The organism is Streptomyces bicolor (assembly GCF_000719285.1).
Lineage (GTDB): Bacteria > Actinomycetota > Actinomycetes > Streptomycetales > Streptomycetaceae > Streptomyces > Streptomyces bicolor.
Genome location: NZ_JOFS01000001.1, coordinates 475,760 through 490,695, shown reverse-complemented (window position 1 = coordinate 490,695; position 14,936 = coordinate 475,760). Strand labels below are relative to the sequence as shown.

Annotated in this window: 9 protein-coding genes; 5 read left to right on the top strand and 4 right to left on the bottom strand. The window is 70.3% G+C overall.

The genetic code is table 11. The features are described 5' to 3' along the window. Nucleotides 1-314 precede the first annotated feature (314 nt). The gene (locus IF78_RS0102130; RefSeq protein ID WP_031475258.1) at nucleotides 315-1,799 is read left to right on the top strand and encodes a peptidoglycan D,D-transpeptidase FtsI family protein; all 1,485 of its coding nucleotides are present in this window, start codon (nucleotides 315-317) and stop codon (nucleotides 1,797-1,799) included. Between the two features lie 59 nt (nucleotides 1,800-1,858). Here IF78_RS0102130 and IF78_RS50350 read toward each other — a convergent pair whose 3' ends face one another. From IF78_RS50350 to IF78_RS0102115, 3 genes are all read right to left on the bottom strand, one after another. After that, nucleotides 1,859-4,099: a D-alanyl-D-alanine carboxypeptidase family protein gene (locus tag IF78_RS50350; protein WP_267882925.1), complete on the bottom strand. Its 2,241-nt coding sequence runs from the start codon at nucleotides 4,097-4,099 to the stop codon at nucleotides 1,859-1,861. Nucleotides 4,100-4,381: 282 nt separating this feature from the next. After that, nucleotides 4,382-5,305 carry a homocysteine S-methyltransferase gene (mmuM, locus tag IF78_RS0102120; RefSeq protein WP_031475262.1) on the bottom strand — a complete coding sequence of 308 codons (924 nt, stop codon included), beginning with the start codon at nucleotides 5,303-5,305 and terminating at the stop codon, nucleotides 4,382-4,384. Between the two features lie 100 nt (nucleotides 5,306-5,405). Next, nucleotides 5,406-7,520, bottom strand: a complete 2,115-nt coding sequence (locus tag IF78_RS0102115; protein WP_031475264.1) for an autotransporter — start codon at nucleotides 7,518-7,520, stop codon at nucleotides 5,406-5,408. Between the two features lie 178 nt (nucleotides 7,521-7,698). Between IF78_RS0102115 and IF78_RS0102110 the strand changes: the two genes are divergently transcribed. Together IF78_RS0102110 and IF78_RS0102105 are read left to right on the top strand one after the other, a co-directional pair. After that, the gene (locus IF78_RS0102110; protein ID WP_031475266.1) at nucleotides 7,699-8,781 is read left to right on the top strand and encodes a glycoside hydrolase family 43 protein; all 1,083 of its coding nucleotides are present in this window, start codon (nucleotides 7,699-7,701) and stop codon (nucleotides 8,779-8,781) included. Nucleotides 8,782-8,802: 21 nt separating this feature from the next. Further along, the gene (locus IF78_RS0102105) at nucleotides 8,803-10,215 is read left to right on the top strand and encodes an RICIN domain-containing protein (protein WP_031475268.1); all 1,413 of its coding nucleotides are present in this window, start codon (nucleotides 8,803-8,805) and stop codon (nucleotides 10,213-10,215) included. Between the two features lie 7 nt (nucleotides 10,216-10,222). Here IF78_RS0102105 and IF78_RS0102100 read toward each other — a convergent pair whose 3' ends face one another. Next, nucleotides 10,223-11,890, bottom strand: a complete 1,668-nt coding sequence (locus IF78_RS0102100; protein ID WP_031475270.1) for a rhamnogalacturonan lyase B N-terminal domain-containing protein — start codon at nucleotides 11,888-11,890, stop codon at nucleotides 10,223-10,225. 194 nt (nucleotides 11,891-12,084) lie between these two features. On the opposite strand from IF78_RS0102100, the gene IF78_RS0102095 reads away from it, so the two are divergent. Further along, on the top strand, nucleotides 12,085-13,140 hold the full coding sequence (locus IF78_RS0102095) for a rhamnogalacturonan acetylesterase (protein WP_031475272.1): 1,056 nt from the start codon (nucleotides 12,085-12,087) through the stop codon (nucleotides 13,138-13,140). Nucleotides 13,141-13,210: 70 nt separating this feature from the next. Then, nucleotides 13,211-14,899 (top strand): DUF2264 domain-containing protein, encoded by a 1,689-nt coding sequence (locus IF78_RS0102090; RefSeq protein WP_031475274.1) that lies wholly within the window; start codon nucleotides 13,211-13,213, stop codon nucleotides 14,897-14,899. Nucleotides 14,900-14,936: the final 37 nt, after the last annotated feature.

Here is a 14,936-nt window from a genome sequence, read left to right as displayed (position 1 = left end):
GTCCCTCTCCCGGGCACCCTCGCCCACCCCCTGGGGAAACCCGCGGCAACACGACGGCAACCGGTTCCCGAGTCGGAGGCTAGCAGCGGGTGAAGGGCGGGGACGAGTCCGGTGCGCTGCGGTGTCCCCGGCGCGCTGGACGGCCGGTCGTCCTGGTCCGTAGTCCCGGAACGCGGCGACTCGCTCAACTATGGTGCACGCATGGTTCTTTGCTATCCGACTCATGTCCGATTAGTGCTGCCGCGAGGGCATCAGCCGGTCGTCCCCGCCTCCCGGGCGACGGGACACGCACCGGTCGCCGGAGGTGCGGCCGCGTGAACAAGCCGCTGAGGCGCATAGCCATCTTCTGCGGGATTCTGATCCTCGCGCTGCTGCTGCGGGCCAACTGGCTCCAGTACCTGGAGGCGGACGAGCTCGCCACCGACGACAAGAATCGACGCGTACTGATCAACCAGTACTCGGCACCGCGCGGCGACATCATCGTGGGCGCCAGATCGATCACGGGCTCGGAGGAGGTCGAGGGCGCGGAACTGAAGTTCCAGCGTACTTACACGAACGGACCCATGTACGCGCCGGTCACCGGATACGCCTCCCAGTCCATGGGCATGACGTTCCTGGAGAGTACGTACGACAGCGTGCTCAGCGGCCAGGACGACCGGCTGGCGTTCGAGCGCTTCACGGACGTCGTCACCGGAAAGGAACGGCGCGGCGGGGACGTCATCACGACGATCGACCCCAAGGCGCAGGAGGCCGGCTACAAGGGCCTGACGGATCTCGGCGCCCGTGGCTCGGTGGTGGCCCTGGACCCGGCGACGGGGAAGGTGCTGGCCCTCGTCTCGACGCCGTCCTACGACCCCGCGTCGTTCGCCGGCAACTCCCTCAAGGAGAGTGACAGGTTCCGGGCGCTCGGCGCCGACAAGACCAAGCCGCTGGCCAATCGCGCGCTGCGGGAAACGTTCCCGCCGGGTTCGACGTTCAAGATCCTCACCGCCGCCGCGGCGCTGGAACACGGCGTGGTGACGGACATCGACGCCGCTACGGGCGCGGCCTCGCCGTACCGCCTGCCGCAGTCGAGCAACACGATCGGCAGTGAGGCCGGGGACGGCGTCTGCGACAAGGCGTCGTTCAAGACGGCCATGCAGTACTCCTGCAACAACGTCTTCCTCGACGCGGCCGTGAAGGTGGGAGCGGACAAGATGCGCGAGACAGCCCAGAAGTTCGGCTTCAACGAGGACGTCTACTCGTCCGACTTCGGCGACCTGCGGGCCATCAAGAGTCTCTACCCCGGGGACCTGGACAAGCCCGGCACGGCGCTGACCGGCATGGGCCAGGGCAGCCTCACCAGTACGCCGATGCAGATGGCTATGGTGACGGCCGCGCTGGTCAACGACGGCAAGGTGATGCAGCCCTACGTCGTCGACGAGTTGCGGTCCCCCGATCTGAACAGCCTGGACAAGAACGAGCCCCAGGTCATGAGCCAGGCCGTCTCCGAGGCCACGGCCGAGAAGGTCCGGCAGATGATGGAGCACACCGCCAAGGAGGGCAGCGCCAAGAGGGCCCTCATCGACGGCATCACGGTGGGCGGCAAGACCGGAACCGCCCAGCGCGGCGTGGATGTGCGCGATCAGGTGCCCTACGGCTGGTTCGTCTCCTACGGCGTGAAGCCCGACGGCGAGTCCGTCGCGGTGGCCGTCTTCATCGACCCGACCGACATGGACATCTCACGCGAGGACATCTCCGGCGGCAGCCTGGCGGCACCCATCGCGCGGGACGTGATGGAGGCCGTCCTGCAGAAGTGACCAGAGGGGCGGGCCCCGGCGTTGCGCCCGAGGGCACCGCCCCACCCGCCCCACCGGTCTCACCCGAGCCGAGTCAGCCTCGTCCCCAGAGACGGCTCCCGAAGCTCCGACCGCAGCGCCACGGGCACGCTCAGAGCACCCGCCCCGCGGCCCACCACCAACTCGCCGACGACGGTCCCGGCCTTGGCCCCTTCGTCCAGGCCCTCGCCCTCGTCGCGCAAGGCGAGCGTCAGCTTCTGCCCCGGTACCCCGACGACCTTCAGGTCCTTCGTGGCCACCACCGGCGTACGGCCGCCGAGACCGTCGTCGACATGCCCGACGACCTGGCCCTTCTTCACCGCCGTCGCCGAGGTGAGCGCTTCCCGGACGGCCCTGATGACCGTCTCGCTGTTCTTCAGCACCAGCTTGAGGCTGTTCGAGCCGTCGGGGTCCGGACCCGTCACGTGCTGGTCCATCAGCGAGCCCAGGATCAGCCGGTCCTCGCCGTCCACGGTCCGGTACGCCGCCCAGGACAGGGTGCCGCCGGCCGCGGTGTTGGAGCCGGTCTTGATGCCCCGGACGCTCAGCCCGGCCACCGTCAGCCGGTCGTTGTTGTTGTAGATGCGCCCGACCCCGGGGATGTCGGCGTTGGGCATCGCGACGACCGCACGGAAGGACTCGAACCTCATGACCGCCTCGGCCAGCTTGAGCTGGTCGACGGCCGTGCTGACGGTTCCCTTGTCCAGGCCGCTGGGATCGGTGTACGTCGTGTTCGTCATGCCGAGCGACTCGGCCGCCTCGTTCATCTTCCGCACGAACGCCGTCTCGTCGTCGCTCTTCGTGTTCCACCGGGCCAGCAGTCGGGCCACGTTGTTGCCCGACGGGATCATCAGCATCTTCAGCATGTCCTGGAGGCTGAACGACTGGCCGACCCGCAGCCCCACGATGCGCGACTCGTGCTTGGACTTGCCGTCCTCCACGGTCCGGGCGTCGACGGTGACGCTCGGGCCCGGCTCGTCCCTCTTGAGGGGGCGCTCACGCAGCAGCACATACGCCGTCATGATCTTGGCCACGCTTGCCGTCGGGACGGGCTTCTGCTCGCCGAACGTCCCGATGGTGCCCGATCCCACGACCATGACCGCGGCCTGCCCCTCCTCGGGCCACGGCATGGTGAAGGCTTCCCCGCCGATGGTGAGGGACGACGCGCTCGTGTCGAGGGCGAGGGCCGGCTCCGGAAGCGGTCGGAGCAGTTGGACGACGAGGAGGACCAGCGCGAGCAGCGCCACCAGCGGTGACCAGATCCTGACCCTGCGGAGGGTCGTGCGGAGCGGGGTGGCCGGTGGCGGCGGCGTGTTGGTGAGCTGCGCGAGCAGGTCGATCGGGGCGGGAGGGGCGGACCGCGCGTCCTCCGGTTCGGCGCCGGGCAGGTCGGCGACGCTGATCGCCATCGTCCGGTCGGCTGCGGGGGCGTCCGCCGGGGGGCGTAGCGCCAGGGTGCGGGTGCTTTCGGAGCCCGAAGGGGTGGGGGTTTCTTCGGGTTCGTCCTTGGTGGTCGCGTCGGTGGCTGCGTCGGTGTTCGTGTCCGATGTGCCTGCGCCGTCGCTGTCGCTGTCGCCGTTGCCGTCGGCAGTGGCGTCGCTGTCCTTGTCCGTCGCGGTGTCGGCGCCCTTGGCAGGTGCCTCGGCGTGCTCCTCCGATGCCGTGCCGGCGTCCTCGGCCTCGGGAGACTCCTTGGCGAGGGACTCGGCGTTCTGGGCCGGCGTTTCGGCGGGCGGGGTGCCCGCATCGCCCTCGTCTGCCTCGCGCTCGTCTGCCTCTTCCGCCGGTTCACCGGCAGGGGCCTTCTTCGGTTCGGCCGGTTCCTCTGCCGGGACTTCGGCGGCGTCTTCTGGCCGATCCGGCTCCTGAGTCTCGTCGGTTGTCTCGGGCCCGTCCGCGCCGACCGCCGCCTCTGCCGCTGCCGGTATTTCCGGCTCGTCCGGTGTCTCGGCCTCGTCCGTCGCCGGCGATATTCCGGGCTCGTCCGGCGTCTCCGCTGATGCGGGCTCGTCCGGCGTCTCCCGCTCCTCCGCCGCTTCCGGCGACTCAGGTTCCCCCGCAGCACCCGCCGCCTCCGGCTCCTCCGCGGCCTTCGATCCGTCCGCCGAATCCGCCGAATCCGCCGAATCCGCCGACTCAGGTTCTGCCATCGCCTCCCCGGACGGCTGCCCGCTGTCCTCCTTGTCGGCCAAGTCCGGGCCCGAGTCGTGCTCTTCGCCGGAGGGCTCCGCCGACGGGTCGTCCTGGTCGAGGACGCTGGTGTCGGGCGTTCGGTCCGCCATCGCTGTCTCCTTCGTGCGCTCGCGGCACATGCGTCCAACGGGACAGGCGGACGGGCACGTCACGGACTTGACGCAGGTGCCGGTGATGCTCGCCGGGCGGTTCGCGGCCCCCAGGTTCCCCCCGACGATCGCCACGCGGCGGCGCGGTCAGGGTAACCGATCACTGTTCGAGGACGGCGAAGAGCGCAGCGTACGGTGACCGGAAACCGACGTGGCTCCGGGCGGGGCACGCGGCAAGCCACGCGCCCGGACCCGCTATCCCGCCCGCACCGTCTCTCCCGGCTACCGCGCCTCCGCCAACGTACGAGCAATGGAGCCGATCGCCTCCGGCCCCACCCTGCAGCACCCCCCGATCAGCCGAGCCCCGGACTCCCGCCACCCCCGCACCTGCTCGGCGGCGAAGGAGGAACGCCCGTCCCAGGCACGGGCCTCGGCGTTCCAGGCCTCGCCGCTGTTGGGGTAGACGACGACCGGCTTGCCCGTGACGCGGGCGGCGATCCGGACGGCGCCCTCGACGTCCTCGGGCGCGCAGCAGTTGACGCCGACGGCGATCACCTCGTCGGCGTCGGCGGCCAGGGCGAAGGCCTCCTCCAGCGGCTGCCCGGCGCGGGTGCGGTCACCGGCGACGGAGTACGACAGCCACGCCGGGACGCCGAGCCCGCGCACCGCCCGCAGCAGTGCCTCGGCCTCGTCGGCGTCCGGGACGGTCTCCAGCGCGAGCACGTCGGGACGGGCCCCGGCGAGCACTTCCAGGCGGGGCCGGTGGAAGCGCTCCAGCTCTTCCACGCTCAGCCCGTACCGTCCCCGGTACTCGGAGCCGTCCGCCAGCATCGCCCCGTACGGCCCGACCGAGGCGGCCACCCACAGCGGCCGCGTGATGCCCTTGCCCTGCGCCTGCCGTACCGCCTCGCGTGCCAACTCCACGCTCAGCGAGAGCAGTTCGGCGGCCCGCTCGTGGCCGATGCCACGTTTGGCGAACCCCTCGAAGGTGGCCTGGTAGCTGGACGTGATCGCCACGTCCGCCCCGGCCTCGAAGTAGGCGAGATGCGCCTCGGTGATCGCCTCGGGCCGCTCCGCGAGCAGCCGCGCCGACCACAGCTCGTCACTCAGGTCGTGCCCGGCGGACTCGAGCTGGTTGGACATTCCGCCGTCGAGCACGACGGTTCCGGCGGCGAGGGCTTCGGCGAGGGTGATGGTGCTGGTCATGATGACGACGGTAGTCGAGTGGGGGCAGGTTCCCGGTATGTCGTCGGTCGAGCGGAACCGGTCCTCGCTGCCGAGCTGATCCGAACGACAGGGCCCAGCCCTACGCCGCATGCCGCCCACCCCGCCGCCGGCCCCGCCCCCGTCCGAGCCGTGTCACCGGTACCGCGAGTCCGAGGAGCAGGCCGGCGGCCAGGACGTACGGCCACCAGCCGAGGCCGCCGGACGCCGTGCCGGCGGTGGTGGTGCCGGGGGAGGCGGCCGGGTCGGCCGCCGTGCGGGGGGTGTCGGAGGTGGGGGACGGGGTTGTGGTGGCGGCGGTGAGGACCACGTCGTTGCCGTCGCCGCCCCGGTAGCTGATCCGGTACGTGGTGTTGTCCAGCCGCAGCTTGGCGCCCTCCTTCAGGCCGGTGAAGGCGCCGGTCGTCCTCGCGCGCCCCTGGTGGTCGAGGACGGTGATCTTCCGTGCGGGTTCGGTCGCGTCGGCGGCGGACGCCAGGTCGAGGTCGCCGGCCAGGCGGACCGTGCCCGTCACCTTCAACGGGCCGTCGCGCAGGACCAGTTCGCCCTTGGCCGACTGCGTGTAGCCGCCGGAGACGGTCAGTCCGGTCGTGACCACACCGCTGTTCGTCACCGCTCCCTTGACCGTGCCCTTGCCGCTCAGCGACTTCCCCGTGCCCACGCGCAGTCCCGACGTCCCCACGTCCAGCCGGGACTTCGCCGACGTGAGCCGGATCGCCCGGCTGCGGGCGAGCGTCGCGCCGTCGCGCAGCGCGAGGGTGCCCTTCTTCACCGTCGTCGGGCCGGTGTACGTCACCGCGCTTCCCGTCAGGGTGGTCGTCGTGGCCCCCGACTGGGTGAGCGACCCGCTGCCGCTGATCCGGGACAGGGACAGGGCCCGCCGCGTGTTGTTCAGCACGAGGGAGCCGTTGTTGACGACCTTGTAGAGGCCGCCCCGCGTGTAGAGCCCCCCGTCGCCGCCCGACCTGCCGCTGCCCAGGCGCAGCACGGCGCCCTTCTCGACCGTGGTCGAGCCGTCGTAGTACTGCACGGCGGCGAAGGTGACGTCGTTGCCCTTCGTCCCCTTGATGACGATGTCCCCGGCCCCGGGCGCGGCCAGCGTGTCGTGGAATACGCCGCCACCGATGGGTGCGCCCAGCGTCACGGGCCCGTTGTAGTCGAACGTGAGCAGCGAACGGGAGCGGGCCGCCAGCAGGTTGATGTAGACCGTCTCGGCCGTGCCCGGCATGAAGATCTTGTTCGTCGTGCCGTCACCCCACTGGACGTTCGCGCCCTTGATGTTGGTGCCGCGCTTGTTGACGTTCTTGCGCGCGGGCGTCCAGTTCAGGGCGGGGTCGCTGAGCGAGGGGTTGGTGTCGCCGCCCTGGTTCGACCAGCTGTACTGGCCGGTGAGGATCACCTTGCTGCCCGGCCGGGACTGGACGTTGATGTCGCTGCCGTACTCGCGCTGGTAGAAGTCCATGCCCATGGTGACGGTCTGCCCGAGGGGCGTGTCCACCGTCCAGGTGCCCTGGTTGAGGACCTTGCGCATGTTCGGCAGCGACGTGGCGAACTCCGGCGCGCCGGCGTTGAGCTGCGTGCCGTTGTCGATCATCCCCGAGAAGGAGTGGGTGCCCGACAGGGCCCAGCTGCCCCACAGGAAGCGCGGCTGCGTGATGAGCCCGGAGCCGCTGATCGTGCCCAGGTTGTAGGCACTCGTCAGGGACAGCCGCAGCGTGCCGTCGACCCGGATGTTGTCCTGGTTGAGCCGGAACGCCGGGGTGTCGTACGGGAAGTGGCCGACGAGGCCGGTCGTGCCGCCGTCGCCGTACTGCAGTGTCGCCCCGCGCTCGACCGTGATCGCGGGTGGATCGGGGTTGGTCGTGGTGACGTACGGGTGGTTCCCGCCGAGGACGCTCACCTTCTGCCGCTGCCGGGACTTCGGCAGTGTGAAGTCGCTGTCCCTGGTCAGGATCAGGGTTCCGGTGCCGCGCACGGTGAGCGTGCCCTCGCCGCGGAAGACACCGTCGTACTTCGTCGTCCCCGACGGCACGGTGACCACCGTGTCGCCGGCGAGGGTCACATCCCGGTCCGCGAGAACGTCGGCGGTGGCGTCTCGCGGGCCGGCGGCCACGGCGGGGGGAGCGGTGACAGTAAGGGCGGCGACCGCCGCGAGGGCGCCGGCGGCGGCTGCTGTCGTATGGGTGAGGCTGCGCACGTGATGGGGGACGGTCGGGGAGGTCGGCCGATAACAGAAATTTCCGTTCCTCTTTTGTCTCGCCGGATCCGTTGACCTCCCGGTAACACACGCTTACCTTTCGGTCGTTCGTAATGTCAGATCTTGTTCGTTATCCCGAACAATCTCGAACATTCCCCCACTCCGAGAGGCAGGCCGCATGAGCCGCGATCACGATCTGCCCGAAGCCCCCGGCCGCCGACTGCTGTTGAAGGGCGCCGTGGCCGCCGGCGCCCTGACCGCCGCTTCGGCCGTCCCCGGCGTCGCCCACGCCGCACCCCCGAAGCCGGCCGCCTACGCCAACCCCCTCGTCCAGCAGCGTGCCGACCCGCACATCCATCGGCACACCGACGGCTTCTACTACTTCACGGCCACCGCCCCCGAGTACGACCGCATCGTCCTGCGCCGCTCCCGCACCCTGAACGGCCTGACCACGGCCGCCGAGTCGGTCATCTGGCGGGCCCACCCCACCGGCGACATGGGCGCGCACATCTGGGCTCCGGAACTCCACCGCATCGGCGGCAAGTGGTACATCTACTTCGCCGCCGCACCCGCCGAGGACGTCTGGCGGATCCGCATCTGGGTCCTGGAGAACGCCCACCCGAACCCGTTCGAGGGCACTTCGGTGGAGCGCGGCCAGATCAGGACCGCCTGGGAGACCTTCTCCCTCGACGCCACCACCTTCACCCACCGCGGGACCCGCTACCTGTGCTGGGCCCAGCACGAACCCGGCATGGACAACAACACCGGGCTGTTCCTCTCCGAGATGGCGAACCCGTGGACCCTGACGGGACCACAGGTGCGGCTGTCCACCCCCGAGTTCGACTGGGAGTGCATCGGCTTCAAGGTGAACGAGGGCCCCTACGCCCTCAAGCGCAACGGCCGTATCTTCCTCACCTACTCGGCCTCCGCCACCGACCACCACTACTGCGTGGGCATGCTGACCGTCGACGCCGACGCCAACCTCATGGACCCGGCCAACTGGTCCAAGTCGCCGACCCCGGTCTTCACCAGCAACGACACCACCCAGCAGTACGGACCCGGCCACAACTGCTTCACCGTCGCCGAGGACGGCCGCAGCGATGTCCTCGTCTACCACGCCCGCCAGTACAAGGAGATCGTCGGCGATCCCCTGAACGACCCCAACCGCCACACCCGCATCCAGCGGCTCGGCTGGAACCCGGACGGTACCCCGAACTTCGGCATACCCGTGGCGGACACCACCGCCGCGACCGTGCAGTGAAAGTGAAGGAGCGTGTGTGAGATGAGACGTGCGTACGCGGTTCTGCTCGCCCTCTGTCTGGTCCTGGCCGGCGCCCTGGCCACCGCCGGCCCCGCCCAGGCGGCACCCCGGACCATCACCAACGGCACCCAGTTCACCGACACCTCGGGCAACCCCGTGCACGCTCACGGCGGCGGTGTCATCAAGGTCGGCTCGTACTACTACTGGTTCGGCGAGCACCGCAACGCCGACAACACCTTCCGGTACGTCGACGCCTACCGCTCCACCGACCTGAAGAACTGGGAGTTCAGGAACCACGTCCTGACCGAGGCCGGCGCCCCCGAGCTGGCCACCGCCAACATCGAGCGTCCGAAGGTCATGTACAACGCGTCCACCGGCAAGTTCGTCATGTGGATGCACAAGGAGAACGGCGTCGACTACAGCGAGGCCCGCGCCGCCGTCGCAGTGTCCGACACCGTGGACGGCGACTACACCTGGCAGGGCAGCTTCCGCCCGCTCGGCCAGCACATGTCCCGCGACATCACGGTCTTCGTCGACACCGACGGCACCGGCTACATGGTCTCCGCCGCCCGCGAGAACTACGACCTGCACATCTACCGCCTGACCAGCGACTACACCGGCATCGCCGCGCTGGTCGCGGACCCCTGGCACGGCGGCCACCGCGAGGCCCCGGCGCTGTTCAAGCGGAACGGCGTGTACTTCATGCTGACCTCGGGCGCGACCGGCTGGAACCCCAACCAGCAGCAGTACGCCACGGCCACCAGCATCGCCGGCCCGTGGACGGCCATGAAGAACGTCGGCGACTCGACGACGTACGGCTCGCAGACCGCGTACGTCCTGCCGGTCCAGGGCAGTTCGGGCACCTCGTACCTCTACCTGGGTGACCGCTGGGGCAACTCCTTCGGCGGCACCGTCAACGACTCCCGCTACGTCTGGCTGCCGCTGACCTTCCCCTCCTCGACCTCGATGTCCATGTCCTGGTCCCCGGAGGTCACCATCGACACGGCCACCGGCTCGATCAGCGGCACGAGCGCCACGTACAACACGCTGATCGCGCGGCACAGCGGCAGGTGCGCCGACGTCACCAGCCAGTCGCAGTGGGCGGGCGCCCAGATCAAGCAGTACGACTGCAACGGCGGCAGCAACCAGAAGTACTGGTTCAAGTCCGTCGGCAGCGGCTACTACCAGCTGATGACCCGGCACAGCTCGCTGTGCGTCCAGGAGAACGCGAGCACGGTCACCCAGGAGAACTGCAACGCCTCGGCGACCAGCCAGCAGTGGTCGGTCACCACCACCGGCTCCTACGTGAACGTCGTCTCCCGGGCGACCGGCGAGTGCCTGGACGTGAACGGCGCGTCCACCGCCAACTCCGCCGCGATCATCACCTACACCTGCAACGGAGGAACCAACCAGCAGTGGACGCGCGGAACCTGAGGTGGTGTCAGGCGAGCAGGTCGATCGCGTCGATCGCCGTGCCCGCGCTGAGATAGCCCGTCGCCCCCGAACCGCTCACCACGTTGATCTTCAGCACGTTGTACTGGCTGGTGTCCGTCTTCCAGGCGGACGCCGGCACGCTGTAGGTGAACGTGTGGTTGTTGCCCCGGTAGGACCCGTTGGTCAGCGACCGGGTGCTCGGCTGGGCGGGCGGGGAGGGGATCGCCGACGTCCAGGTGTCATTGACGACGACCTGCGGCCGGCCGTTGGCGTAGGCCGTCGTCACGCCGATGCGCAGGGTGTGCGCGGCGGCGGCCTGGGCGGCGGTCAGCCGGAAGTACACCAGCAGACCGCTGTTGACGTCCTTCCAGATGTAGCAGGGGAAGGCCGAGGTCTCGCTACCGCTGCCGATGACCACGTTGCCGGTCCAGGCGGCGGCGCGGACGTCCGACGGGTGGGCGTACGTCATCAGGTCGGCGTTCTTGAAGCCGCTCGGCGTGCCGTTCCAGTCGTTGATCCGCCAGATCGCGGTGGCGTTGCTCGGGTCGTTCGACGACGGGACGGCGATGGTGTTGAGGGTGGTCGTGCCACCCGCCGTGACCGTCACCGACCCCGTGTGCACAGCGAGTTCGCCCTTGAAGACGGTCAGCGTGTACGTCCCGGGGAGCACACCCCCGATCGAGAAGTAGCCGTCCGACGACCGCGCCGAACCCCAGTACTGCGCCGCCGAGTTGGCGAGCCCCACGGTGTACGGGTACGCCGTGTTCCGCCCGGTGATGCCGACGCCCGCGACCCGGCCCCGGCCGCTCGCCGGGACGTAGCCCGAGATGCCGAGCGAGTCCGCCCAGGAGGTGGTGAGCGTGCCCGGGAACAGCGACGCGGAGGGGGCGCCGCCGTCCGTGAGGGCGATGACATAGGGGCCCTGGAGGCCGAAGCGCTCGGCCTCGGTCTGGTTCTGCGCGTAGTGCAGGATCTCGTACAAACCGCCGCCGTCCGCGCTCTGGTGGCGCAGCAGCGAGCGGTAGAAGGGGCCGCCGGAGGCCTTCTCGTGGTTGGAGCGGACCATCCACAGGCCGACGCCGTTCGCGCTCCAGCCGACGTAGTCGTAGTCCATGACCCGCAGCTTCGAGTAGTGCTTGGAGCGGGTCTGGCCGTCGGACTTCGCGAACACGTCCGAGGCCTCGATGGCGGTGGGCGCGTAGGTGTAGGAGTCCGGCTCGTCGTTGAGGAACAGGCCGGCCCTGACACGCAGGATGAAGCGGGTCGACGCGACCGACGTGTCGGCCCTGTTGGTCCACAGGTAGATGTTGTTCTCGCCGCTGCGGGCCGCGTAGTAGTGCCGAAGCGTGCCGTACGCGACCGAGATCAGGATCGTCGACCCCGACTGCCTGATGGACACGGTGGAGGTGCCGAGGCCGGACTCGATGTGCGAGTTCTTGCCGCCGTAGCCCTGGTACTCGATGCCCCGGTAGACGAGCGAGGTCAGGTCGCCGTTGGACTTGCTGACCTTGAAGACGAGGTTGGCGCCGGTGTCGACGACGTAGTTGGAGCCGTCGTCGCTCCAGCCGAAGGCCGCGGCGGAGGCGGTGCCGCCGAGGGCCGCCGTGCCCGCGGCTGCCGCGGTGGCGAGGACGAAGGCGCGGCGGCCGACCGGTCTGTTCGTGGATCCGGACATGGGGGGTGCCTCCTTCGGGAGGTGTGGGGGTCTGCGGGTGTCAGCGAGAGTGACAGTTGAATCGATTTCGCGAAAGGGCTTTCACGATGGGGAAGTTGGCAATCCTGTGAAATCGACGAGGGGCCTAGAAAGCGCTTGCAGTCCGCGGTACGGTCCAGCGCCAGGCCTTGTCGTCCTGTGGAGGAGCCGACCGTATGAGACGTTTCAACCTCGCCGTCCTGGCGGCGGTGACGCTGAGCACCGGCCTGGCAGCCGCACCGGCCCAGGCGTACGGGTCGTACGCCGGTCAGCGCCCCCTCGGCATCGACAACTGCACGGCCACCGCCTGCCACTTCGACGTCCCGCCCGGCACCTACGACGTGAAGGTCCTCCTCGGCGGCGAGGCCGCGTCCAGCACGGGCGTCAGCGGCGAGACCCGCCGCGGCCTGCTCTCCGAGACGGCCGTCCCGGCGGGCGAGCGTGTCGCCCGCAGCTTCACCGTGGACGTCCGCACCCCCGAGGGTGAGCCGACGGGCCCCGAGGGAACTCCCGGTCTGGACCTGCTGGTCGGCGGCTCGGCCCCGGCACTTGCCGGCGTCGAGGTCACCCCGGCCGCCCGCCACACCCGCCAGATCTTCATCGTCGGCGACTCCACCGTCTGCGACCAGCCCGGGGACCCGTACTCGGGCTGGGGCCAGCAGCTCCCGCAGTACCTCCGCAAGGGCCTGTCCGTCGCCAACCACGCCGACTCCGGCGAGAGCACGGTCAGTTACCTCGGCGACTCCCGTCTCTGGGCCACCGTCCAGCCGCGGATCCGCCCCGGCGACCTGGTCCTGATCCAGCTCGCCCACAACGACAAGACGACCGACGAGGCGACGTACCGCACGAATCTGGAGGCGCTGGTGGCGGGCGTGCGCCAGAAGGGCGGGGAGCCTGTGCTGGTGACCCCCGTCGTGCGACGCTGGTTCAATGCCGACGGCACGCTGAACAACAACACGGCCCTGCTCGTGAACGGCCTGGGCGTGGACCACCCCGCCGTCATCCGCTCGCTCGCCGCCACCCACGACGTCCCCCTGATCGACCTCACCGCGAAGACCAAGGCGCTGGTGGAGTCGCTGGGCGTCGAGGCCTCCAAGGCGCTGTACCTGTACAACGAGAAACGGGACAACACCCACACCTCGGTGCACGGTGCCACGGTGTACGCGGGTCTGGTCCGCGAGGAACTCGTCGCTCAGCACCTGGTGCCGCGGGGCCTGGTGAGGGTGGGATGAACCCCTGGGGCGCCCCGACCGGAACCGGGGCGCCTCAGGCCTGACCTTCCCGTAGCCGGAAAGAGAACCGATGCAGCTGCCTCCCGACCACCGCACCCTCAGCCCCCACACCGGCTACACCCGCGCCCACTGGGAGGCCGCCGCCGACTCGCTGCTCGCCGCGGTGGAGCCGTACGCCACGGAGGACCGCGCCCTCTACCACTTCCCCGGCGACCACGAGAGCTGGTCGGGCCGCCTCTCCGACGGCCTGGAGGGATACGCCCGTACGCTCCTCCTGGCGGCCTTCCGCCGTGACGAGACGGCGTTGGAGCGCTACGCCGACGGACTAGCCGCCGGCGTCTCGGGCATCTGGCCCCGCATCGAGGACCGCAGCCAGCCGCTCGTCGAGGCGGCGTCGATCGCGCTCGCGCTGCGGCTGACGCGGCCGCTGCTGTGGGACCGGCTGGACGACCCGGTGCGGCAGCGGGCGGCGCACTGGCTCGCGGACGCCCTGACCGCCGAGGCGTGGCCCTGCAACTGGGAGCTGTTCCCGGTGACGGTGGGCGGTTTCCTGCAGGAGATCGGACACGAGACCGAGGAGTCCCGCAAAGCGATCGACCGGGGCCTGGAGCGCATCGAGGACTGGTACGTCGGCGGCGGCTGGTACACGGACGGCGACGGCCGGAAGTACGACTACTACAACGGCTGGGCGATGCACCTGTACCCCGTGCTGCACGCCTGGCTGGCGCGGGACGAGAGGCTGCTGGAGCTGTACGGGGGTCGGCTCTCGCGGCATCTCGAGGACTACGCCCGCCTGTTCGGCGGCGACGGCGCCCCCATGCACCAGGGGCGGTCCCTGACGTACCGCTTCGCGACCACGGCCCCGCTGTGGCTGGGCGCGCTGACGGGCCGTACGCCGCTGTCGCCGGGGGAGACCCGTCGCCTGGCCTCCGGTGCGCTGAGGTACTTCCTGGAGCGCGGCGCGGTGGACGCGAACGGCCTGCTCACCCTCGGCTGGCACGGCCCCGACAAGACGGTCCTGCAAGGCTATTCGGGCCCGGCGTCCCCGTACTGGGCGAGCAAGGGCTTCCTCGGCCTGCTCCTGCCGGCCGAGCACGAGGTCTGGACGGCCGTCGAGGAGCCCGCCCCGGCCGAGCGCACGGACGCGGTCACCGCGATCGCCGCCCCCAACTGGCTGCTGCAGTCCACGAGTTCGGACGGCCTGGTCCGCCTCCACAACCACGGCAGCGAGGACGTCCGCTACGACCCGTACTACACGCGCCTCGCCTACTCGACGGCGACGGTGCCTTCGCGGTGGTACGACAACAGCGTGATCGTCGGCCACGACCCGAGCCGTACCGACATCGAGCCGCTCGGCGTGGGGGAGGGCTGGGCGGCCTCCCGGCACTCGGCGGGCGGGGGAGCCCGGGTGACCAGCCTCGTGCTCGCGCAGGGGGCCGTGGAGGTGCGGGCCCATCTGGTGGCGGGGGCGGAAGCGGGGACGCCGGTGCGGATCACCGGTTGGGCGTGCCGGGACGGTGTGCGTGCGGAAATCCGCCCGGTCGCAGGCCTGGACAACGAGCTCTGCGGCGTCACCGGCACCGGAGACACACTGTTCGTCGCGCTCGCCCGGCTCACCGCCGAGCGGGATCCCGCGCCGCTGGACGAGCTGGTGACGGTACGCGTGGACGGCGAGGGCGGGATCCACGTCCGCTGGAGCGACGGGCGTGAGGCCGAGGCACGGTTGGCGGACGGCGAGGGCGTCAGCGTACGAGCTTGAGCGGCCGCGGGAGTCTGCTGCCGACGGCCCCGCCCCA

Bases quoted from the DNA above. Each gene is read 5' to 3' on its own strand.
- IF78_RS50350 (WP_267882925.1), bottom strand. From the start codon at position 4,099: ATGGCGGACCGAACGCCCGACACCAGCGTCCTCGACCAGGACGACCCG.
- mmuM (WP_031475262.1), bottom strand. From the start codon at position 5,305: ATGACCAGCACCATCACCCTCGCCGAAGCCCTCGCCGCCGGAACCGTC.
- IF78_RS0102110 (WP_031475266.1), top strand. From the start codon at position 7,699: ATGAGCCGCGATCACGATCTGCCCGAAGCCCCCGGCCGCCGACTGCTG.
- IF78_RS0102105 (WP_031475268.1), top strand. From the start codon at position 8,803: ATGAGACGTGCGTACGCGGTTCTGCTCGCCCTCTGTCTGGTCCTGGCC.
- IF78_RS0102100 (WP_031475270.1), bottom strand. From the start codon at position 11,890: ATGTCCGGATCCACGAACAGACCGGTCGGCCGCCGCGCCTTCGTCCTC.
- IF78_RS0102095 (WP_031475272.1), top strand. From the start codon at position 12,085: ATGAGACGTTTCAACCTCGCCGTCCTGGCGGCGGTGACGCTGAGCACC.
- IF78_RS0102090 (WP_031475274.1), top strand. From the start codon at position 13,211: ATGCAGCTGCCTCCCGACCACCGCACCCTCAGCCCCCACACCGGCTAC.